This is a genomic window from Bradyrhizobium sp. 21, assembly GCF_023073335.1.
GTDB lineage: Bacteria > Pseudomonadota > Alphaproteobacteria > Rhizobiales > Xanthobacteraceae > Bradyrhizobium.
The window spans coordinates 79,774-100,522 of the sequence record NZ_JADPJG010000003.1 but is presented as its reverse complement, the minus strand read 5'-3'; the positions used below and the strand labels follow the sequence as shown (position 1 = coordinate 100,522).

The window sequence follows — 20,749 nt, the reverse complement described above, 5'->3', positions numbered from 1 at the left end:
GCTCCGTCTTACCTCTGACGCCGGAAGTACCGCTTGCAACGTTGCTCTGCCTCCGCGGCCGCCGTTTCGGGTGTCGATGCACCGGTCGCGACCGAGGCGAACATCTGCACCGTCACGTAGTCCGCGCGAACAGCACCGGTGGCGGTCGAAATCGGACCCCTGTAGCCGGCGTAATACGTGCTGTTCATGGTGTTCTTGAAGATCGCGACCTTGGGATCGCCTGACCACACGGCCGCATCAGCATAGGCCGCCAGCGGTTGCGACCAGTAGCCGCTGTTGGCGTTGAGCCACGGCTCGTACTGGTCCTTTTCCAGCATGTATTGCAGGAAGGCCTTCGCGGCATTGGGATACAGGCTGTGCTTGAACACCATGGCGTTGAGCGTCAGTCCCGACATCGGTGACGTCGGCGCAAGACCCTTCGGCAACAGCTGATGTTCGGAATCTTCGGCAATTGCCGCCAGCGCCGGATCGTTCTTCAGCGAAAAATACAGCGAGACGCCGTTCGCCGTCAGCGCGATTTCCTGCGAAGAATAGGCGCGGTTGTTGCTGACGTCGTTCCAGGACGGTGTGCCGGCGATGAAGGTCGGATAGAGTTCCTTGACATAGTTCAGCGCCGCGATGGTCTCCTTGCTGTTGATGGTGACATTGCCTTCCTCGTCCAGCAGAGCGGCGTTGTGCGACCACATCATCCAGTCCGCAAAGCCGTTGCCGTCGCCGACGGCGTTGCCGAGCGCGAAGCCGGCGGGCTTGCCGGCCTTCTGCAGCTTCTTGCAGAGATCCAGAAGGCCGGCATGATCCTCCGGCGCCTTGTCGAACCCGACGGATTTGAGAATGGATTTGCGATAGATCAGGGGACCCGCAGTGGCCCCGAACGGAAGGCCGATCCAGGTATCGCTCTTGGCCTTCTTGCCGTAGGCCTTCGCGAGGTTCTGCCAGCCGCCATATTTCTTGCCGAGATAGTCGGCGACGTCGGTGAGCTCGACCAGCTTGTCGACATAGATGTGCGGTGCGTCGGAGAAGCCTATGATGATGTCGGGACCGGCGCCGGAATTCGAGGTCACCGCCGTCTGCTGATTGATGTCTTCCCAGCCGACGAAGTCAACCTTGACCTCGACGCCGGTCTCCTTGGTGAATTTCGCCGCATTGGCGCGGAACACGTCTTCGTCGGCCTGGACGAAGCGCACCGGGCGCAGCATGCGCAGGGATGCGCCTTTCTCGATCGGCAATTTCGGGGCGGGGACGTCCGCCGCCTTGATCGCGGATTGGGCGTTCGCCGGAGCGCCGGTTGCCGCGATTGCCGCAGCGGACAGGCCCAGCGCCAAGGCGTCACGACGTGTGATGTCGCTCCTCATCGGTTCCTCCCTATGATGTCTCCCTTCCCGGCGTTGATCGCCGGTGAAGGGTCGTTCCGTTGCCCTGCGCGCTTTGCGCGCCGGGCGCCTTAGCTGTTCGGTCCGCGATCCATGCTGACGGGCTGCCAGCGGCGGAGCGCGGTGTCTTGCAGCACCGACGGATTGACGCAGCTTACCGGCCACATGCCCTGAAGCACCAGTGACAATTCGTAGCCCACGCGACGCTTGCGCGCCTCGTCGAACCGTGCCGAGGCCGAGGCGACATGGGCGGTCAAGGTCACGTTCTCCATGCCGAGCAGCGGATTGTTGTGCGACGGCGGCTCCTTCTCCAGCACGTCGAGGGCGGCGTGCGCGATCCAACCCTCCTGCAGCGCCTTGATCAGGCTTTCCTCGTCCACGGTGGCGCCGCGGCCGGTATTGATGAAGACCGAGCCCTTCTTCATCAGCCGAAAATGCTTCTCGGTGAGCATGTGATGCACCTCGGGCCGGGCGGGAGCGTGCATCGACACGAAGTCGGATTGCGACAGCACCTCGTTGAGCGTCGCCGGGATCACGCCATGGTCGGACATCAGCGTCTCCTGGATGAAGGGATCGTAGGCCATCATGCGCAGGCCGAAGGGGGCCGCGCGCTTCGCAACCGCACGCGCCACGCGGCCGAACGAGACGAAGCCGAGCGTCTGGCCCATCAGCCGCGGAATCTTCGACAGCGCCGGCCGGCCCTCGGCCCAGCGGCCGCTGCGCACCATCCGGTCCTGCTCGACCAGCCGGCGGAAGCCCGCGAGCAGCAGCATCATGGCGTGGTCGGCGACCTCCTCGATGAAGGTGTCGGGGATGTTGGTGACGGGAATACCGCGCGCGGTCGCGGCCTTGATGTCGACGCTGTCGACACCGACCGAACCGAGCGTGATGACCTTGCAGCTCTCCAGTGCGTCGATGATGGTCTTGGTGATCGGGATGCCTTTGGCGTAGATGGCGTCGGCGCTTTTCGCGGTGGCGATGAACCCGGCCTCGTCGGCGGGCGCCTCGACGATCTCGGCGTCGATCGGATCGAGCGCCTCGCGCTCGTAGGAATAATCGCCGCTCGCGACCGTGAAGCTCGCGCCCTTCGGCGTCACCACCCTGTATTTCGGCATGTCGTGCTCCCGATTTGGTTTCTTGTTGTGACCCGGACTTGGCGCGGGCCTTTGCGTCTTTTACGCGAAATCGAGGTGGGTGCGTACAATCGGCGGTTGCCGATGCGGCGATTTGTGCGACGGCCCCGACGTTCCCTCCGGGCTTCTACGGGGCGCTCCGTAACAGGTTGCTAAGGGCTCGCCACTAAAAGTTGATTCAATTGTGATCGATTCCCTCGCGCCTCCTTATCCCTTTGTTGCCGGAGCCATCCCGTGAAATTGAGCAATCTGAAGATCGCCCCCAAGCTCGGCATTCTCGTCGGCGTCACCTTGTTCGGCCTCTGCATCTCCGGGGTTCTTGCCGGCTATCTGATGAAGCAGGAGATGGTGAACGCGCGGATCGAGCAGGCCAAGGCCATCGTCGACATGGGCCGCAACTATGCGGTAGCGCTGAAGAAGCGGGTGGATGCGGGCGAGATGACGAAGGACGCCGCGATGGCTGATCTTCGCCGCTACGGCAACGCGATGACCTATGACAAGGGAGCCGGTTATCTCTTCGGGACGTCCTACGACGGTATCACGCAGCTGGCGCCAGATCCAAAGCAGATCGGCACCAACCGCATGGAAGTTCTGACCAATGGACGCAAACTGTCTTGGGAGCTCATGAACGGCGCGAAGGCTAACGGTTCGGTCCTTCTGACCTATGAATACGCGAAACCGGGCCAGGAAGGCTTGATCCGGAAGATGGGCTACGCGGTCGCCGTCCCCGAACTCGACATGTATCTCGGCACGGGAGCCTATCTCGATGACATCGACGCCAAGATGGGCCCGGTCTACTGGCTGCTCGGCTTCGCCATGCTCGGCATCATGATCGTCGCCGGCAGCGTTGCCTGGCTGCTCGGCCGCAGCATCAGCGGTCCGCTAGTTCTGCTCGGAGCCCGCATGAAGGATCTGGCCGACGGCAAGCTCGACGGCGACATTCCCGGCGTCGGCCGTGGCGACGAGGTCGGCGCGATGGCCTCGACCGTCCAGATCTTCAAGGACAGCGCACTGCGCATTCGCGAGATCGAGAAGAGCGAGGCCAATAGCAAGGATCGCGCCGCGGCGGAACGTCGCAGCGCGATGGAGGGCATCGCCAGCGATTTCGAACGCAGCGTCAACGGCATCGTCCGCTCGGTCTCTTCGGCGGCGACGGGCATGCAAGCCACGGCGCAGTCGATGACCGCGACCGCCAGCGACGCCTCTTCGCGCGCGGCGACCGTCGGCGCGGCCTCGCAGAGAGCGTCTGGCAATGTCGGCACGGTCGCTGCGGCTGCCGAAGAGCTGTCGAGCTCGGTTTCGGAAATCTCCCGTCAGGTGACGCGCTCGACCGAAGTGGCGAGCCGCGCCGTCAACGACGCCGAGCGTACCAACGCCACCGTGCAGGAGCTCTCCACCGGCGCCGAGAAGATCGGCGAGGTGGTCAAGCTCATTCATTCGATCGCGGCGCAGACCAATTTGCTCGCCCTCAACGCCACCATCGAGGCGGCCCGTGCCGGTGAATCCGGTCGCGGTTTCGCCGTCGTCGCCTCCGAGGTCAAGGCGCTTGCCAACCAGACCGCGAAGGCGACCGAGGAAATTTCCGCCCAGGTCGCAGCGATGCAGACCTCGACCAGCGATGCGGTCGCAGCCATCGGCGGCATCACCCAGACGATCGCCGAGATGAGCGAGATCACCGCGGGCATCTCCGCCTCGATCGAGCAGCAGGGCGAGGCGACCCGCGAGATCGCCCGCAACATCCAGTCGGTCGCTGCCGGCTCGAGCGAGATCAACACCCATATCGGCGGCGTCACCTCGGCCGCGGAAGCGACCGGCAGTGCAGCTACCGACGTGCTCACCAACGCCCGCGAGCTGGACCACCAGTCCGGCGCGTTGCGCAGCGCGGTCGACGGCTTCCTCGCCAAGGTGCGCGCGGCGTAAGTCGTCGCGTTTCAGGAAAATGTCGTCATGCCCGGGCTTGTCCCGGGCATGTGCGTTCTAGCGCTGAGAAGTTAGGCCTCGTGCCCCGGACGCAGCGCAGCGCTTCTTCAGCGGTGCGCTGCAGAGCCGGGGCCCATGCCCGCACTATGCTGGGTCCCGGCTCGGCGTCGCCTCATTGCATGCCGCGCCGCGTCCGGGACACGAGACCGTCCTTCACTGCTTCTCGATCCCCGCTTCCCGGATCAGCTTCTCCCACAACACCAGCTGTTCGTTCACGAATGTGCCGAGCTGCTCCGGCGTGCCCGAAAACGCGTCCATGCCGAGGGTGGCGAGCTGGGCTTTGATCTCCGGCTTCTCGACGATCTTGCGGATCTCGGCGTTGAGCCGCGTCACGATCTCCTTGGGCATGCCGGCGGGGCCGAAATAGCCCTGCCACGACGAGATGTCGAAGTCCTGCACGCCGGCCTCCTGCATCGAGGGCAGGGTCGGCACCAGCGATGAGCGGTCCTTCGTCGTGACGGCGAGCGCACGTAGCGCGTTGCCCTGGACGTGGGGCAGGCCGGTCAGGATGTCCACGAACATCATCGAGACGCGACCGCCCATGACGTCGTTGAGCGCCGGCGGCGAGCTCTTGTAGGGCACGTGCAGCAGGTCGAGCCCGGCATTGTGCGCAAAGGTCGCACCCGACACGATCGCCGAGGACGAGCCCGAGGCGTAGCTCAGCTTGCCCGGATTGGCCTTGCCGTAGGCGACGAGCTCGCCGACGGTCTTGGCCGGCACCTCCGGGTGGATCACCAGCATGAAGGGCAGGTCGCCGGTGCGCGCGATCGGGGTGAAGTCCTTGACCGGATCATAGGTCAGGCTCTTGAGCAGATAGGGATTGGCCGAATGCGTGGTGTTGGTGGTCACCAGCAGCGTGTAGCCGTCGGGCGCGGCGCGCGCGACATAGGTCGCGGCGATCATGCCGTTGGCGCCCGCCTTGTTCTCGATGACGATGCCGACGCCGAGGGCCTGCGACAAATGCTGCGAGATCAGCCGCGTCGTGGTGTCGGTGCCGCTGCCGGCCGCAAACGGCAGCACCAACGTGATGTTGCGGCTCGGATAATTGTCGGCCTGCGCGGCGGATGCGGCGGCGAGACAAAGCGCGGCCGTGCCGACGGCACGCAGGTTTCGGATCAACGCTGAAAGCATGTCTGGTCGTTCCCTCTTTTTTCGTTGGCGGGGAACCTAGCGTCTCCTCGCCGAAATCGGAAGGCACGAGTTTGTCGCCTTGTCTCCGCGACGCGGAATTACTTTGCCGCCGAGCCCTGGCGCGAGGCGATCACGACGCCGGCAAGCACCAGCGCGTAGCCGATCAAATGGAACGGCTGGAGCTTTTCGCCGAGCAGCAGGATCGCCATCGCCGAGCCGAACACCGGCACCAGATGGAAGAATGGTGCGGCGCGGTTCGGACCGATCAGCGCCACGCCGCGGTTGAAGAACAGGTAGGCCAGCGTCGAGGGAAAGATCAGGATGTAGCCCAGCGTCGCCAGAGTGATCCCGTCGAATTGCAGGACATGGCCGCTCCAGGTCTCCCAGATCGCGGTGGGCAGCAGCATGGTCGCGCCGCAGCAGGTGGTGAAGGACAGAAAGGAGAGCTGATGGATCTTCGGCCGCCGCGGAATGAAGGCGGAGTAGATCCCGAACGCCACCAGCGAGGAGGCGAACATGATGTCGCCCCTGTTGAAGCTGATGCTCGCGAGCGCGGCGAGATCGCCATGCAGGATGATGATCAGCACGCCGAGAAGCGAAATCGCGATGCCGGCGAGCTGCGCCCGGGTCAGCCGCACGCCGAACAGCACCAGCGACCACAGCGCCACGAACAGCGGTCCGGCCGACTGGATCAGCAGCGCGTTCAGCGCCTCCGTGTATTGCATCGCCCAGTACGAGATCGCGTTGTTGAACGCAAAGCCCACCAGCGACAGGAACAGCATCAGCGGCAGGCTTTTGCGCAAATTCGGCCAGTCGCCCTTCAGATGCGGCCAGGCGAACGGCAGGAGGATCAGGAACACGCCGAACCAGCGGATCGTGGTCACCGTCAGGGGAGGCACATGCGCGCCGACATGGCGTGCGAGCACGATGTTCCCGGCCCAGAACAGCGAGCTCAGGCTGAGCAGCAGATAAGGCTGGTTGTTGAGCCAACTGGCCGGATTGGAGGCCTTTGGCGCGGGCGGAGCGATCGTCATTGGCGTTGGATAGAAGCTTGCGCCGGATTTGCGTCGTGGCACAAGTCACGTCGTCGCAATGCTACAATGCAGGCTTGACCAGAGGAGGCGGCATTGGCGGTTAATATGTTGAACGTGCAGGGCCTGGAGCGGCTCGATCAGGATGCGCCGGTGATGATGCTGAACCTGATGCGCTTCCACGAGCGTTCGCGCGACGGTGACGGTTCCGGCCGGGACGCGTATTTGCGCTACAGTGCGATCACCGTGCCGATGATCAAGGCGCGCGGCGGCACGCTGCTCTGGACCGGCGATGCCAAGGCGGTCGCGCTCGGCGCGCATGACGGCAATGATTGGGATTTCGTCGCTCTGGTCTACTATCCGACTGTCGCAGCCTTCCTCGATATGATGACGTCGGAGGCCTACGAGACGCAGGCCGATCCGCATCGCGTCAACGCCTGCGCCGAGCACCTCATCATTGCGACGAGCGAAGCGTACAGCAAGTTCAAGACGAAGTAGCGTGCGCTCATTGTGCGGCGCGCCTGCTTCCCCCTCCTTACAAGGGGAGAAAGAAAAGAAAGCGCCGTGATACTCATTTCTTTCGTTCATTTTGAGCGATCACATCCACCGCCGCGTGGCAAGCCGCCTGCAACAGGCTGCAGATCTCGCCCGCCGACCGCTGCGGGCTCAGCGCTGCAAAAGTCGGATAGCTCGTCAGCACAAAGATCAGATCGGCCGCGTCCCGCACAGCGCGCTTTGCCGCGGACTTGCCGGCGATCCGCGACAGCAGCGCGGTCAGCAATTCGCGCCGTCGCTCGTTACGCTCGATCAGCGCCTCGCCGAATTCGGGATCGGTCGCGATGGCCTGGTTGAGCCCGCCGATGGCGGGATCGTGCCCCCAGAACGCACAGAAGATTTCGACGACGCGGTCGAGCGCGGCGCGCGGATCCGCCATCGCCATCGTATCGGTCAGTTCGAACAGCCCGCCCTGGCGCGCGATGTCGTCGAACACGGCCTCCAGCAATCCGCGCCGCGATCCGAACTGGTTATAGACCGTCAGCCGCGTGACGCCGGCCGCCTTCGCGACGAGGTCGAGGGAGAAGTTCGCAATGCTCGCGTCCTTGCGCAACAGGCGCGCTCCGGCCGCGATGATGCGCTCGCGCGTCTCCGCTGCCGCGACAGCCCGCGCGGAGCTCACATAATTGCGCTTCGGCATGGCCTTGCCATCCAGTTGACGTATTGACTATACATGATGTATATCCAATTCAGAAGCCGGTTCGGAGCTTGCCATGCAAACTGCCCTCGTGATCACCCTGTCGCTTCACGTGTTGTCGTCCGTGTTCTGGGCGGGATCAAGCTTCGCGCTGGCCCGCACCGGCGGAGCCGGCGGTGAGCAACTGGTCTTTCCACAACTCGGCGCCGCGATGATTGCGATCCTGACCGGTGGTTATCTCGGGCATCTCGTTCATTCCGGCAGTTTCGGCACGACCGAGCAGGTACTCGCGGTCGGTGCCGTCAGTGCCCTGATCGCGGCCGGTGTTCAGGCGGTCATCGGTCCCCGTGCGCTGATGGCCTTGCGTCGTGGCACCGGCAATCCGGAGGACCTCCGTTCGCGTATCGCTGGCGCCCAACGTGCCGCGGCGGGCCTGCTGGGCATCGCCGCGCTCTGCATGGGCGCTGCGCGCTACATCTGAATGCGGTTCAGGGTGGAGTGTTGAGTTTTCTGTTCGTGATCTCAGACCATAACGCGGCTTCCAGCCGCTTTAGAAAGACAGCTATGTCCAAGATGATTCTGATCAACCTGCCTGTACGCGACCTCGCCGCATCAACAGCGTTCTACGTGGCGCTGGGTGGCACGGTGAATCCTCAATTCTCCGGCGCAAATTCGACCTCGCTCATGTTCACGGACGCGATCGGCGTGATGCTGCTGACCCACGACCACTATCGTGAATTCACCCGACGCGAGATCGGCGACGCGCGGCGCGACAGCCAGGCTATGTTCGCCCTTACGGTCGACGACCGCGACGCCGTCGATGCAACGCTGGCTCGCGCGGTGACTGCGGGCGGTCGCGCCGACCCCAATCCCGCGCAGGATCTCGGCTTCATGTACAACCGACACATTGAAGACCCCGATGGCTATGTTTGGGAGATGGTATGGATGAATCCGTCAGCGAACGCTTGATCGCAGACGATCGGACAGTCAGGGGCGATGAGGTCGGACCCATCCCGACATGTGCAACGCGATGGGTCCCGAGCCTAGCTCGTCTGCTTCCGTGATGCCACGAACACGCCGGCCAGCACCAGTGCGAAGCCGATGAAGTGGAACGCCTGCGGGTGCTCGCCCAAAAACGCCATCGCCATGATCGAGCCGAACACCGGCACCACATGGAAGAACGGCGCGGCGCGGTTGGCGCCGATCAGCCGGACGCCGCGATTGAAGCAGAGATAGGCAAGCGTTGACGGAAAGACGGCAACGTAGAACAGGGTCAGCAGGTTGGGTCCGTCGAGCTTCATCACGGGACGCGCGGACAACTCCCAGATCTCCAGCGGGATGAGACAGGCAGCACCGCAGCCGAAGGTGAAGGCGAGGAACGACAGGCCGTGCATCGGCGGCCGCTTCAAGGTCAGCACCGAATACAGCGCGAAGAAGATCAGCGCGACGAGGAAGATGAGATCGCCCTTGTTGAAATCGATGTTCGACAGCGTGGTGAAGTCGCCATGCAGCAGGATGATCAGCACGCCGCACATCGACAGCAGCACGCCAAAAGCCTGCGCCGCGGTGAGCCTGATACCGAGAATGGCCAGCGACCAGAGTGCCACGATGAGCGGTGCGGCGGATTGCAACAGGAGAGTATTGAGCGCCTGGGTATGCTCCAGCGCCCAATATTGCAGCGTGTTGAAGGCGCCGATGCCGGTGATCGAGAGCGTGACCATCAGGCCGAGCTTGCCGCGGATCGCGGGCCAGTCCTGCGCAAGATGTTTCCAGGCGAACGGCAGCACCAGCAGAAAAGCGAAGAACCAGCGCAGGAAAGACAGCGTGACCGGCGGGATATGGCCGGCGGCGAGCCGCCCGACGATGGCGTTGCCGGCCCAGCACAGTGCAGTGATGCCGAGCAGCAGGTAAGGCTGGTTGGCGATCCAGCTGTGGCCGGATGTCTCCGCGTTCGTGGTCTGGCTGGTGGCGGACATTGTGATTGTTATGGCCCCGCGTGGCGTACGCCGGAGGCGTCCCGCCCGGTGAGACCCGGGCCGGCTCATAACCCGGCACCGCCCAAAGACACGGAAATCGAGGCTGCATCAACGGGGGGCAGATGCATCGCGACCATGCAGTGGCGGATGCAGCCTCTCGCGCTTTGGTCGAAGCCATTGCGCTCGCCACGAAGGTTTCTGGATTTTCGGGGGATATCAAAGGCTTGGAGTGCGGTCCACGCCCCGAAAAAGTCCCCTTCTTGCTTGCCTAGAGAGGCTGCTTCCTTTATCCGGTTGGGCTGCCTCGCGTGCGAACGGCCTCTGGCCGGGAATCGGGCTGGGTGCAGGTATGATCCGGGAAAAGTGGGTACCGGTTTTCCGTTGGGTCATGCCACTTACAGAGAAATCTTCGAAGGATTACCCGCGAATGGCCAATGTTGTCGTCGTCGGCGCCCAGTGGGGCGACGAGGGAAAGGGCAAGATCGTCGACTGGTTGTCGGAGCAGGCGGACATCGTCGTCCGCTTCCAGGGCGGCCATAACGCCGGCCATACGCTGGTCATCAACGGCAAGACCTACAAGCTCGCCCTGCTGCCCTCCGGCGTGCTGCGCGAACACAAGCTGTCGGTGATCGGCAACGGCGTGGTGTTCGATCCGCAGGCCTTCCTCGACGAGGTTACCAAGCTGCGCTCGCAGGGCGTCGCGATCTCTCCGGACAATCTGCGCGTCGCCGAGAACGTCACCCTGATTCTGCCCTTGCACCGTGAGCTCGATGCGCATCGCGAATCCGCCAATGCGGCGACCGCGATCGGCACCACGCGCCGCGGCATCGGTCCCGCCTACGAGGACAAGGTCGGCCGCCGTGCCATCCGCCTGATGGACCTCGCCGATCTCGACACGCTGCCGCACAAGATCGACCGGCTGCTGGCGCATCACAATGCACTGCGCCGTGGCCTCGGCCTGACGGAGTTCGACGGCAAGGAGATTTTGAAAGAACTGACCGCGCTCGCGCCTCAGCTGCTGCCCTATGCCGAGACGGTGTGGCGGCTGCTCGACATCAAGCGGCGCGAAGGCAAGCGCATGCTGTTCGAGGGTGCGCAGGGCGCGCTGCTCGACGTCGACCACGGGACCTATCCTTACGTCACCTCGTCCAACACGGTAGCGGCGCAGGCCGCGACCGGCTCGGGCATCGGACCGGGCGCAGTCGGCTATGTTCTCGGCCTGTGCAAGGCCTACACGACCCGTGTCGGCCAGGGCCCGTTCCCGACCGAGCAGGACAACGACATCGGCCGCAAGATCGGCGAGCGTGGCCGCGAGTTCGGCACCAATACCGGGCGGCCCCGCCGCTGCGGCTGGTTCGATGCGGTGCTGGTCCGCCAGGCGGTGCGAACCTGCGGCATCAACGGCTTGGCGCTGACCAAGCTCGACATCCTCGACGGCTTCGACACGATCGAGGTCTGCACCGGCTACAGGCTCGACGGCAAGGAGATCGACCATTTCCCCGCCGGCGAGGGGGCCCAGGCCCGGGTCGAGCCGATCTACGAGACGATCGAAGGCTGGAAGGAGCCGACCGCCAACGCCCGGTCATGGGCCCAGCTGCCGGCCCAGGCGATCAAATATGTCCGCCGGATCGAGGAATTGGTCGGCTGCCCGGTCGCGCTGCTTTCCACCAGCCCCGAACGCGAAGATACTATTCTGGTGCAAAATCCGTTTGAGGCTTAACGATATCTTACCGGGACGTGCGCATAGTTGAGTTGAAATGGCTGATTACTATCCGCTGATCGCCCGCGCCATCGCCGCCCTGGATCCCAATGCTCCCGGCGAAAGCCGTCGCGCGCTCTACGAGCGGGCGCGCACGGCGCTGATCGCGCAGCTCCGCAGCGTGCAGCCCCCGCTGTCCGAATCCGAGATCACCCGCGAACGGCTGTCGCTGGAAGAGGCTGTCCGCAAGGTCGAATCGGAGGCTGCCCAGCGCGCCCGCGAGGCCTCGCGTCCCGGTGGCGGCACCCGCAGCAGCGGCAGCGGCGACGCCTTCCGCCGCGCCAGTACCCGTGCCACCGAGGGCAACTCGCCCGCCCCCCAAACCGCCGGCCCGCCGCGCACCCGCCCGGCTCCGCCGCCGCCGCGCGCCGACCGGCCGTCCTTCAACGTCGACGACCAGGGCGATGCCCCGCGTGCGCCCCGGGCCCCGCGTTTCGACGCACCGCGCCAGCCGGGTCCGTCGGCACCGCCGCCGGAGCCGCCCGCGCCTCCGCCGGCCGGACGTGATCGCGCCAGTGGGCGCCGCCCGCCGGACGTCGGGCCTCCGCCGCCGTTGCCGTCTGCGCCGGGCGTGCGCGGCTTCCGCGATATCACGGCCGATGCCAATGATCTCGGCGGCGCCGCCGCGCAGGCCAACCGCGCCGCGCGTCGCACCTACGCCAACGTGCCCTCGCCCTCGCCGGAATTCGACCGGCTCGAGCCGAGCCTGGAAAATCGCGCCGCCGGGGCGGACGCGCCCTATTCCTACGACGAATCGATCGAGGAAGCCGAGCGCTACGCGCCGCAGTCGCAGCCGCCCTCGCAGCGTCCGCACATCCCCGTTCTCGACCGCGAACCCAAGAAGAAGCGCGCCCGCACCGGTTCCGTCTTCCCGTTCAAGAGCGCGATCGCCGTCGGCATCGTGCTGATCCTGGTCGGTGCCGGCATCCTCTGGGGCAAGCAGCTGGTCCAGACCGCGAGCGGCCTGTTGAAGTCTTCCCCGACCCAGGTGGTGGAGGCGCCGAAGGATCCGTCTCAGCCGCAGAGCAAGCCCAAGATTCCCGATCGCGTCGGCCAGCCTTCGGCCAGCGACCAGCCGGTGGCGCCGGTGGCGCAGAAGGTCGTGCTCTATGACGAGGATCCGTCCGACCCGAAGGGCAAGCAATATGTCGGCTCGGTGGTGTGGCGCCTCGAGCCGATCAAGGCGTCCGGCAACCAGAAGGCCGATGTCGCCGTGCGCGCGGACATCGAGATCCCCGACCGCAAGTTCAAGATGACGATGTCGTTCCGCCGCAACACCGACTCCTCGCTGCCGGCGAGCCACACCGCGGAATTGACCTTCATCCTGCCGCAGGATTTCACGGGCGGCGGCGTCTCCAACGTGCCCGGCATTTTGATGAAGTCGAACGAGCAGGCGCGCGGCACGCCGCTCGCCGGCCTCGCCGTCAAGGTCACCGACGGCTTCTTCCTGGTCGGCCTCTCCAATGTCGACGCCGACCGCAGCCGCAACGTCCAGCTCCTGAAGGAGCGCTCCTGGTTCGACGTGCCCTTGGTCTACACCAACCAGCGCCGCGCGATCATCGCCATCGAGAAGGGCGCTCCAGGCGAGCGCGCCTTCAACGACGCGTTCGCGCAGTGGGGCGACTAGATCTCTACTCCGTGAGACCTCGGCCTGCATGGTTCGAGACGCCCGCCTTGGCGGGCTCCTCACCATGAGGGTTTGATATCTCGCCGCGAAACGAGACCTCATCCTGAGGGCCCGCCCCTTGGGCGGGCGTCTCGAAGGATGGCCGCAGGTACGCTCTCTCTATTGCGCGGCAGCTTCCCGCTTGCGCGATCCGGTCGCGGCTGCGTGCTCGCGGTCCATCACGGCGCGGCAGCCGGGGCTGACCTGCGCCTTTTTCTGCACCATGCAGGCCCTGATCCTGGGAATGTCGGGGATTTCGCTCGAGCACAGCCGCATCGCGTCGCCTGAGCACATCTGTTGCGCTTCGGACGAGAAGGCGAGGCCGGGCGATGTCTGGAATGCGACGGCGGTGGTTGCGACGGCGAAGAGAGTTGCGATCGTCTGGTAGCGTGTCATGCGGAATGCGTCCCCGAGTTCCGTGGATTTGAGCCACTTGGTTTTGGGGCGCCGCACGCGGCTTGATCTGCCGCATGTCACAGCCTTCACGCCGGGACCTCAATCCCGGATGTGGTCGCTCGATCTCTCGTGATGTTCGAATCGAAAAGTGCTGCGCCGCCCAAGCCAAGTATGCGCCATTGTCGCGCAGCCGCAATGGCAAGCAAAAAGGAATTCGCAATTGTTGCGTGCACGTCACGCACAAAAGGCGCGTGCAATCAGATCAACCGATCGGAGGAGGCGCTCGGCGGTTCGGTCTCGCTTGCATCGACGGCTGCGTGCTCCTCCACAGCGGTGACGCCCTTGGCCGTGAGCTCGAACAGATCGCCGTCCTTCATCACGTAGCCGTCGGCAATCAACTCGCCGATCTTGCCGTGCCGGTCGTCGGCAAAGGCGATCGATTGGCTGATATCCCTGAGAATCGAGAGCTGTTCATCGCGCAACATGTTTCACTCTCCATTCTCCGGGATCGATCTCATACTCACATGCCGTGGCTCTGGAACACCTTGCTGCACGACCGCGACAGCTTGGCTCTGTTGGCTTGCAAGCAGCCCTGTACCGCCATGTCATTGCCAAGGTCTTTGCGGCAGAGCCGCGAAGCGTCGCGTGAACAAGCCTGCTGCTCCTGCGGCGAGCCCATATGGCCTTGCGCGAGAGCCGGGGCAGCCGACAGACTGCTCAGTGTTGCCATCGTCAGCGTCGCGAGGAGAAACTTACGGGTCATCGGAGCTCCAGATCCAAAATGATTTCAAGTCCTGTCTGAACTCGTCGCTATGCCGCTTGTTCCCAAGCCGGGCCCGCGCACCCGCTATTCAAGGTTCCCGGGGCGCTGCTATAACAGGGCGAAGGATGAGGGTGCTCGATGAAACGCTATTTCGTGTTTGCGCTGGTTGGTCCGTTCGTCGGCGGGTTCCTGCTGCTGCTGACGACGACCTATCAGTCCGGCTACTGGACGCAGACCAATCTCGGCGAGGTCGGCAAGCTGTTCGCAGTGTTCTTCAAGACCCTGCAATACAGCTATCTGTTCGGCTTCCTGCCCTCGCTGATGATCGGCGCGGTCGACGACATCCTGGTCCACATCCGCCGCATCGGCCCGGTGCTGCGGATGCTGCTGGTCGGGGCGTTCGCCTTCCTCCTGGCCTCGCTGACCTACAGCTCGCGCGGCCCGGATTCGGGCGCGGTGCAGTTCATCCTGTACGGCCTCGTCGGGTTCGTGCCGGCGGTGATTTCGTCCTGGCTCGTGCATAAATATGTCGAGGAGCCGCAGCCAGTGACGGCGCCGACCTGAGGGCGCGACCTTCGATCACGCCGCAGCAACCTCCGCCGCCCTGGCGCGTTTCGTGAAGGCCATGACCATGCCCGAGGACGACATTCTTGCTCCACGCCGATCCGGTTCGGGAAACCGCTCGGGCGCGGCCGCTTCGGGCACCCAGGCGCGCGGGCCGATCATCGATCAGGACGGTCACGAGATCCGGCCCGAAACGCTGGAGCAGGGGTTTCGCGAGTTTCGCTTCGAGTTTGGCAAGAACAATCCGTTAGCTGGCAACCCGTTCGGCAATCTGACCCGCGAGCAGCGGATCGCCCGGATCGAGGCCATCGCCAAGCTGCTCGATGTCGCCTTCATCCTGCCCGGCACCAATATCCGCTACGGGATCGATGGGCTGATCGGCCTGATCCCCGTCGTCGGCGACATCATCACCACCGCGATCTCGCTCTGGCTGGTGCGCGAGGCGAGGGCGCTCGGGGCGCCCTGGTACATCACCGCGCGCATGCTCGGCAATGTCGCGGTCGACGGCGTCGTCGGCATGGTGCCGTTCGCTGGCGACGCCTTCGATGTCATGTTCCGCGCCAACATGCGCAACGTGCGCCTCTTGCGCCGCTGGCTCGACAAGCAGCCGCGGACCTGACAGGTCCCAAACGCAAAAAGCGCAACAGCCTTTCGGCTGTCGCGCTTTCAGTGCACATCGGAGTGCCTTGCGAAAACTTACGCCGCGTCGGCGGCCTCGGTGCTGGCCTCCGCCGGCTTGGGGCGGCGGGGCAGCGGGAAGGCTTCACTCTCATAAAGCGAGCGGATGCCGTTCTGGTCGAAGCGCGCTTCCTCGACCTGCAAATAGGCGCCATTCAGCGAATCCGTCGGCAACTGCTCCATCGCGAACTGCACCGCCTCAGCCGCGGTGCCGAACCGGCGATAGGTGAAGCCAGCGCGCTTCTTCTTGCGGATCGCGGCGGGAAAGAGTTCGGCGGAGGTGTTGAAGTTGAACGGACGCAGTGGACGCATGGTCAAAGACCTCGTGATCTTGTCTGGGGCTTTAAGCGCGTGGGGTTTTGAACGGCGGGGGCCACGATCGGTCGGCCCGCCGCACATGTCATTTTCGCCCTCTAATATAGGCCGATTTGACAAAATTGCGACCCCTGCGATGGGAGATGATGAATCCGTGCATGGCAGCCCCGCAGCCGAAATAAAATGTTTATTTTCAGTGACTTATAAGGCTTACAGCTTGCCAAGCAGCAGCAGCACCAGCAACACCACCAGGACGAGGCCGCCAATCCCCATGCCGGAATGGCCCATCCCATAGCCGTAGCCGCCAACGCGGCCCGACAGGCCGCCGACCAGATAAATGATCACCAGGATGATCAGGATGGTTCCAAGGGTCATGGCATCCTCCCTGGCGGCCGCCGAAAGGCGAGGGTCGGCCACCGCCAGCAGAGAAAAGCACATCGCGCCGCTGGGTTCCACGGGGGAACCCGGCGGCGCGCGGCGTTTTATTTCGGCTCGAGCTTCAGCGCCGCCGAGTTGATGCAGTAGCGCAGGCCGGTGGGCCCGGGGCCATCGGGGAAGACATGGCCGAGATGGCCGCTGCACTTGGAGCACAGCACCTCGGTGCGGATCATGCCGTGGCTGACGTCGCGCTCCTCGTCGACATGGCTCTCGACGGCGGGCTGGGTGAAGCTCGGCCAGCCGCAGCCGGAATCGAACTTGGCATCGGATTCGAACAGCTCGTTGCCGCAGCCCGCGCAGGTATAGATGCCGGCGCGCTGGTCATGTTCATATTCGCCGGAGAAGGGACGCTCGGTCGCCTTCTCGCGCAGCACCGCGTACTGCATCGGCGACAGTTCCTGCCGCCACTGCTCTTCGCTCTTGATGACCTTGTTATCCGTGGTTTTCGTCTTGGTGTCGGGCATGGGTCTCCCGTTGATTTGGTGATCTCGCGATCAGTTGGTGGCCTTGCTGGCACTCACCAGCGTCGGCTTCTCGATGTAATTATCCGCGAACAGCTTTTTCAGGTTCTCGACCTTCGGGAGATCGTTGTAGGCGATATAGGGCTGGTTCGGGTGCAGCGTCAGATAGTCCTGGTGATAGGCCTCCGCCGGATAGAACGCCTCCAGCGCGCCGATTTTGGTTACGATCGGCTTGTTGAAGACCTTGGCGCCGTTGAGCTGGGCGATATAGGCCTCGGCCACCTTCTTCTGCTCGTCGGAGGTGGTGAAGATCGCCGAGCGATATTGGGTGCCGCTGTCGGGGCCCTGCCGGTTGAGCTGGGTCGGGTCGTGCGCCACCGAGAAGTAGATCTGGAGGATCTTGCCATAGGAGATCTTCTTCGGGTCGTATTTGATCTCGACAGCTTCTGCGTGGCCGGTCCGGCCGCTCGATACGGTCTGGTAGTCGGCTGTCGCCTTGGTGCCGCCGGCATAGCCGGAGACCGCGTTGACGACGCCCGCGGTGTGCTGGAATACGCCCTGCACGCCCCAGAAGCAGCCGCCGGCGATCACGGCAGTCTGGATCCCGCTTGCGGGCGCCGCATCCATTGCGGGGGTGGGGATCACGACCGCATCCTCAGCGGCCCGGGACGGTGCGGCAAAGGCCAGCGTCAGGGCGGTGGTTGCGGCGAGCAGGGACAGGATGGCAGGTCGGCGCATGGCGATCCTCTTTCGGAAGCTCTGGCAGTCTAGTGCGGTTGGAGCCGGGCGAACAGCCTGCCCGGCTTTTCAGACATTCGAGATACGGGCCGGCAGGGCGATTGTTACGGCCGGACGGACACGAGTCTGTGAAAAATGCCGCCGAGGAAAGCCCGGCTTGGCGAGGCCGGGAACTCCGCGCTACATGAACCGGCGCGACCGATGATCGACTTAAAGAATGATGGCTGGAGCTGACCTGACAACATGCTGCGCGTCATATCCCTGACCCTCGTCGCCGTGTTCGCCGTCTTGGCCACCTGGTGCGCGATCGCGGCGGCCGATCCGCAACCCGGCGACGACCTCGTCACCTGCCGCGACCGCCAGGCCGATACGCAGGCCAGGGCGCAGGCCTGCGACAACTTGCTCAATGCCGACCGTGTCACCGGCAAGGACAAGGCTGTCGCGCTCTCTGTTCGCGGCAATGCGCTGATCAACAAGCGCGACTACGTCCACGCGATCGAGACTTTGTCGATGGCCGTCGACCTCGATCCCGACAATGTCGTCACGCTCAATTTGCGCGGCCTCGCCCATGAACGGACGGGCCAGGACGACCTTGCGATGGCGGACTACAACCTCGCGCTTCAGAAGCGCCCGACCTACGGCGTGCCCTACAATAACCGCGGCATCATCCAGTTGCGCCGGGCGGCGCTGCAAAGCGCGCTCGACGATTTCAACCTGTCGATCAAATACGCGCCAAAGTTCCTGCTCGGCTACACCAACCGTGCCCGCGTGCGCACGCTGATGAAGGATTATGACGGCGCGCTCGCCGATTTCGCCGAGGCTGAGAAGATCGACCCGACCGCGCAGCAGATCGCCGGCAACCGCTGCATCACCTACGGCATGATGGGCAAGTTCGACCAGGCTCTTGCCGACTGCAACGGCTTGATCGAGAAGCAGCCGAAGAACACGTACGCGATCAACAATCGCGCCGACGTCAACACGATGAAGGGCGACCTCGACGCCGCGCTGAAGGACTACAACACGGCGATCCAGATCAACCCGAACAATGTGCGGGCACATTCGGGTCGCGGCCAGGTCTACGAGCGCAGGAAAGACCTCGCCCAGGCCCGCGCCGACTATCGTGCGGCGGCCTATTCGCTGACGAAGTTCGACGAGCTCGACGTCGCACGCGCCCGCGCGATCGCTCAGGAGCGGCTCGCCGCGCTGACGACGCAAACGCCGGCGGGCGCGCCCACCGGCCGCCGTGTCGCGCTGGTGATCGGCAACGGCGCCTACAGGAACGTCCACGCCTTGCCCAATCCGCCACGCGATGCCAAATTGATCGCAAATGTGCTGCGCGATGTGGGTTTTCAGACCGTGATCTCGGTCAGCGACCTCACCCGCGACAAGTTCTTCGAGGCGCTGAAGACCTTCGCCGACGAAGCGGAAAAGGCCGACTGGGCTGTGGTTTATTACGCCGGCCACGGGTTTGAGATCGGCGGGGTGAATTATCTCGTCCCTGTCGACGCCAAGCTCGCCGCCGACCGGGATGCCGAGACCCAGGCCGTTGCCCTGGAGCAGGTGATCGCCGCGGTCGGTGCCGCGCGAAAAGTGCGTCTGGTGATGCTGGATGCCTGTCGCGACAATCCGTTCGCGCCGGCCATGCAGCACACGCTGTCGCTCAAGCTGGTGGACAAGGGCTTTTCCAACATCGAGCCCGGTGCCGGCTTCATGGTGGTCTACGCGGCCAAGCACGGCGAGACCGCGATGGACGGCGACGGCGGCGCCGACAGCCCCTTCGCCACCGCGCTCGCCCGCGAGATCAAGACGCCGAAGGTCGAGATCCGAAAACTGTTCGACATCGTTCGCGACGACGTCTGGGGTGTGACCAAGCACGAGCAGCAGCCGTTTTCCTACGGCTCGCCGCCGGGGCGGGAGGATTTCTACTTCGTTGCGGGGAAGTGAGGGCTACGTGTGGCGCGCGACGACGCATCCACATGACCATTGTCGTCCCGGCGAAGGCTACACCACAATGCTCAGCCGCTTCGCCGCCCGCGTGATGCCCGTGTACAGCCACCTCGCGCGGCTCTCCTGAAACGCAAAGCTCTCATCGAACAGCACGACGTCGTCCCATTGCGAGCCCTGCGATTTGTGCACCGTCAGCACGTAGCCGTAGTCGAACTCGTCATAGGGCTTGCGCTGCTCCCAGGCGATCGCCTCGACGCCGCCCTCGAAGCAGTCGGCGCGCACGGACACCTTCGTCACCTTGTGACCAAGATCCTCGTCCGGCGACAGCCGCATGCTGAGAATGCGCGACTTCGAGCGCGAGGTGTTGCGCGACTTCACGCGCCACAGCCCGCCGTTGAACAGGCCCTTCTTGCGGTTGTTGCGCAGGCACACCAGCTTGTCGCCGGCGACCGGGAAAACGTCCTCGATGTTCTGGCGCTGCCGCACCCGCATGTTGTACGCGCGTCGCGTGTTGTTGCGGCCGACCAGGACCTGGTCGGCACTCATGACGCGGTCGGGATCGAGCTCCTTGCGTGAGACCACTTCGCTCTCGCCGTAACGGCCGATGTCGAGTTCGCGGCCCTCGCGAACGTCCATCGACATCCGCACGATCGGGTCGTCCTGGGCCTGGCGGTGCACTTCGGTGAGCATCGCGTCGGGCTCGGAATTGGTGAAGAATCCGGCGCCCTGGATCGGCGGCAGCTGCGCGGGATCGCCGAGCACCAGCAGCGGACAGTCGAACGACATCAGGTCGCGGCCCAATTCGGCATCGACCATCGAGCACTCGTCGATCACGATCAGCTTGGCCTTGGAGGCCGGCGCATCGTCCCACAGCTCGAAGCTCGGCTGCTCCTCGCCGGATTCACGGGCGCGGTAGATCAGCGAATGGATCGTGGAGGCCTCGTCGCAGCCCTTGTTGCGCATGACCAGCGCCGCCTTGCCGGTAAAGGCGGCAAACTTCACCTCGCCGTCGACACCGTCGGCGATATGCCGCGCCAGCGTCGTCTTGCCGGTGCCGGCAAAGCCGAACAGGCGGAACACCGGCGGCGTGCCGTTGCGGCCGGGTTTGGCCTTGAGCCAATCGCCAACGGCTTTGAGCGCGGCGTCCTGATGAGGGGTGAAAGTGGCCATGTCTGTCTTGAGGAGGGAGCGAAACGGAGCGATTCGCCATC

Annotated in this window: 23 protein-coding genes; 9 read left to right on the top strand and 14 right to left on the bottom strand. The window is 64.4% G+C overall.

Annotated elements, in window-relative coordinates; genetic code table 11:
* Positions 1 to 8 precede the first annotated feature (8 nt).
* Together IVB31_RS05545 and IVB31_RS05540 are read right to left on the bottom strand one after the other, a co-directional pair.
* Positions 9 to 1,352, bottom strand: a complete 1,344-nt coding sequence (locus IVB31_RS05545) for an ABC transporter substrate-binding protein (protein ID WP_247319644.1) — start codon at positions 1,350 to 1,352, stop codon at positions 9 to 11.
* A gap of 89 nt (positions 1,353 to 1,441) precedes the next feature.
* The gene (locus IVB31_RS05540) at positions 1,442 to 2,485 is read right to left on the bottom strand and encodes a C-terminal binding protein (protein ID WP_247319642.1); all 1,044 of its coding nucleotides are present in this window, start codon (positions 2,483 to 2,485) and stop codon (positions 1,442 to 1,444) included.
* A 252-nt stretch (positions 2,486 to 2,737) separates the two neighbouring features.
* Between IVB31_RS05540 and IVB31_RS05535 the strand changes: the two genes are divergently transcribed.
* Positions 2,738 to 4,423: a methyl-accepting chemotaxis protein gene (locus IVB31_RS05535; RefSeq protein ID WP_247319640.1), complete on the top strand. Its 1,686-nt coding sequence runs from the start codon at positions 2,738 to 2,740 to the stop codon at positions 4,421 to 4,423.
* Positions 4,424 to 4,636: 213 nt separating this feature from the next.
* Here IVB31_RS05535 and IVB31_RS05530 read toward each other — a convergent pair whose 3' ends face one another.
* Positions 4,637 to 5,614, bottom strand: a complete 978-nt coding sequence (locus IVB31_RS05530; protein WP_247319638.1) for a tripartite tricarboxylate transporter substrate binding protein — start codon at positions 5,612 to 5,614, stop codon at positions 4,637 to 4,639.
* Between the two features lie 98 nt (positions 5,615 to 5,712).
* Positions 5,713 to 6,648 (bottom strand): DMT family transporter, encoded by a 936-nt coding sequence (locus tag IVB31_RS05525; protein WP_247319627.1) that lies wholly within the window; start codon positions 6,646 to 6,648, stop codon positions 5,713 to 5,715.
* A 93-nt stretch (positions 6,649 to 6,741) separates the two neighbouring features.
* On the opposite strand from IVB31_RS05525, the gene IVB31_RS05520 reads away from it, so the two are divergent.
* On the top strand, positions 6,742 to 7,143 hold the full coding sequence (locus tag IVB31_RS05520) for a DUF1330 domain-containing protein (RefSeq protein ID WP_247319625.1): 402 nt from the start codon (positions 6,742 to 6,744) through the stop codon (positions 7,141 to 7,143).
* 73 nt (positions 7,144 to 7,216) lie between these two features.
* On the opposite strand, the gene IVB31_RS05515 is transcribed toward IVB31_RS05520, so the two are convergent.
* Positions 7,217 to 7,840 (bottom strand): TetR/AcrR family transcriptional regulator, encoded by a 624-nt coding sequence (locus IVB31_RS05515; protein ID WP_247319624.1) that lies wholly within the window; start codon positions 7,838 to 7,840, stop codon positions 7,217 to 7,219.
* A gap of 73 nt (positions 7,841 to 7,913) precedes the next feature.
* Here IVB31_RS05515 and IVB31_RS05510 point away from each other — a divergent pair, with 73 nt between their 5' ends.
* Positions 7,914 to 8,318 (top strand): hypothetical protein, encoded by a 405-nt coding sequence (locus tag IVB31_RS05510; protein WP_247319622.1) that lies wholly within the window; start codon positions 7,914 to 7,916, stop codon positions 8,316 to 8,318.
* A gap of 83 nt (positions 8,319 to 8,401) precedes the next feature.
* Positions 8,402 to 8,806 (top strand): VOC family protein, encoded by a 405-nt coding sequence (locus IVB31_RS05505; RefSeq protein WP_247319620.1) that lies wholly within the window; start codon positions 8,402 to 8,404, stop codon positions 8,804 to 8,806.
* Positions 8,807 to 8,880: 74 nt separating this feature from the next.
* Here the strand turns inward: IVB31_RS05505 and IVB31_RS05500 are convergent, their stop codons facing one another.
* The gene (locus IVB31_RS05500) at positions 8,881 to 9,813 is read right to left on the bottom strand and encodes a DMT family transporter (RefSeq protein ID WP_247319609.1); all 933 of its coding nucleotides are present in this window, start codon (positions 9,811 to 9,813) and stop codon (positions 8,881 to 8,883) included.
* Positions 9,814 to 10,240: 427 nt separating this feature from the next.
* Between IVB31_RS05500 and IVB31_RS05495 the strand changes: the two genes are divergently transcribed.
* Positions 10,241 to 11,533, top strand: a complete 1,293-nt coding sequence (locus IVB31_RS05495; RefSeq protein WP_247319607.1) for an adenylosuccinate synthase — start codon at positions 10,241 to 10,243, stop codon at positions 11,531 to 11,533.
* 37 nt (positions 11,534 to 11,570) lie between these two features.
* The gene (locus tag IVB31_RS05490; protein ID WP_247319606.1) at positions 11,571 to 13,199 is read left to right on the top strand and encodes a hypothetical protein; all 1,629 of its coding nucleotides are present in this window, start codon (positions 11,571 to 11,573) and stop codon (positions 13,197 to 13,199) included.
* 159 nt (positions 13,200 to 13,358) lie between these two features.
* On the opposite strand, the gene IVB31_RS05485 is transcribed toward IVB31_RS05490, so the two are convergent.
* The 3 genes from IVB31_RS05485 to IVB31_RS05475 all read right to left on the bottom strand — a co-directional run bounded on the left by IVB31_RS05485 (position 13,359) and on the right by IVB31_RS05475 (position 14,397).
* Positions 13,359 to 13,724, bottom strand: a complete 366-nt coding sequence (locus IVB31_RS05485) for a hypothetical protein (RefSeq protein WP_247319605.1) — start codon at positions 13,722 to 13,724, stop codon at positions 13,359 to 13,361.
* A 167-nt stretch (positions 13,725 to 13,891) separates the two neighbouring features.
* The gene (locus IVB31_RS05480) at positions 13,892 to 14,119 is read right to left on the bottom strand and encodes a hypothetical protein (RefSeq protein ID WP_247319604.1); all 228 of its coding nucleotides are present in this window, start codon (positions 14,117 to 14,119) and stop codon (positions 13,892 to 13,894) included.
* 35 nt (positions 14,120 to 14,154) lie between these two features.
* The gene (locus tag IVB31_RS05475; RefSeq protein ID WP_247319601.1) at positions 14,155 to 14,397 is read right to left on the bottom strand and encodes a hypothetical protein; all 243 of its coding nucleotides are present in this window, start codon (positions 14,395 to 14,397) and stop codon (positions 14,155 to 14,157) included.
* 138 nt (positions 14,398 to 14,535) lie between these two features.
* Here IVB31_RS05475 and IVB31_RS05470 point away from each other — a divergent pair, with 138 nt between their 5' ends.
* Together IVB31_RS05470 and IVB31_RS05465 are read left to right on the top strand one after the other, a co-directional pair.
* Positions 14,536 to 14,961, top strand: coding sequence for a DUF5413 family protein (locus IVB31_RS05470; RefSeq protein ID WP_247319599.1), 426 nt, complete (start codon positions 14,536 to 14,538; stop codon positions 14,959 to 14,961).
* 61 nt (positions 14,962 to 15,022) lie between these two features.
* Positions 15,023 to 15,580: a DUF4112 domain-containing protein gene (locus tag IVB31_RS05465; RefSeq protein WP_247319597.1), complete on the top strand. Its 558-nt coding sequence runs from the start codon at positions 15,023 to 15,025 to the stop codon at positions 15,578 to 15,580.
* A 77-nt stretch (positions 15,581 to 15,657) separates the two neighbouring features.
* Here IVB31_RS05465 and IVB31_RS05460 read toward each other — a convergent pair whose 3' ends face one another.
* The 4 genes from IVB31_RS05460 to msrA all read right to left on the bottom strand — a co-directional run bounded on the left by IVB31_RS05460 (position 15,658) and on the right by msrA (position 17,591).
* Complete coding sequence (locus IVB31_RS05460; protein ID WP_247319595.1) at positions 15,658 to 15,951, bottom strand: hypothetical protein; 294 nt, start codon at positions 15,949 to 15,951, stop codon at positions 15,658 to 15,660.
* Positions 15,952 to 16,164: 213 nt separating this feature from the next.
* A complete protein-coding gene (locus IVB31_RS05455) occupies positions 16,165 to 16,329 on the bottom strand; it encodes a DUF3309 family protein (RefSeq protein WP_081747975.1) in 165 nt (54 codons plus the stop codon).
* A 107-nt stretch (positions 16,330 to 16,436) separates the two neighbouring features.
* On the bottom strand, positions 16,437 to 16,856 hold the full coding sequence (gene msrB, locus IVB31_RS05450) for a peptide-methionine (R)-S-oxide reductase MsrB (RefSeq protein WP_247319593.1): 420 nt from the start codon (positions 16,854 to 16,856) through the stop codon (positions 16,437 to 16,439).
* A gap of 30 nt (positions 16,857 to 16,886) precedes the next feature.
* Positions 16,887 to 17,591, bottom strand: coding sequence for a peptide-methionine (S)-S-oxide reductase MsrA (msrA, locus tag IVB31_RS05445; RefSeq protein WP_247319592.1), 705 nt, complete (start codon positions 17,589 to 17,591; stop codon positions 16,887 to 16,889).
* Between the two features lie 243 nt (positions 17,592 to 17,834).
* Here msrA and IVB31_RS05440 point away from each other — a divergent pair, with 243 nt between their 5' ends.
* Positions 17,835 to 19,535, top strand: a complete 1,701-nt coding sequence (locus tag IVB31_RS05440) for a caspase family protein (protein ID WP_247319590.1) — start codon at positions 17,835 to 17,837, stop codon at positions 19,533 to 19,535.
* A gap of 57 nt (positions 19,536 to 19,592) precedes the next feature.
* On the opposite strand, the gene IVB31_RS05435 is transcribed toward IVB31_RS05440, so the two are convergent.
* Positions 19,593 to 20,708 carry an ATP-dependent RecD-like DNA helicase gene (locus tag IVB31_RS05435; protein ID WP_247319587.1) on the bottom strand — a complete coding sequence of 372 codons (1,116 nt, stop codon included), beginning with the start codon at positions 20,706 to 20,708 and terminating at the stop codon, positions 19,593 to 19,595.
* Positions 20,709 to 20,749: the final 41 nt, after the last annotated feature.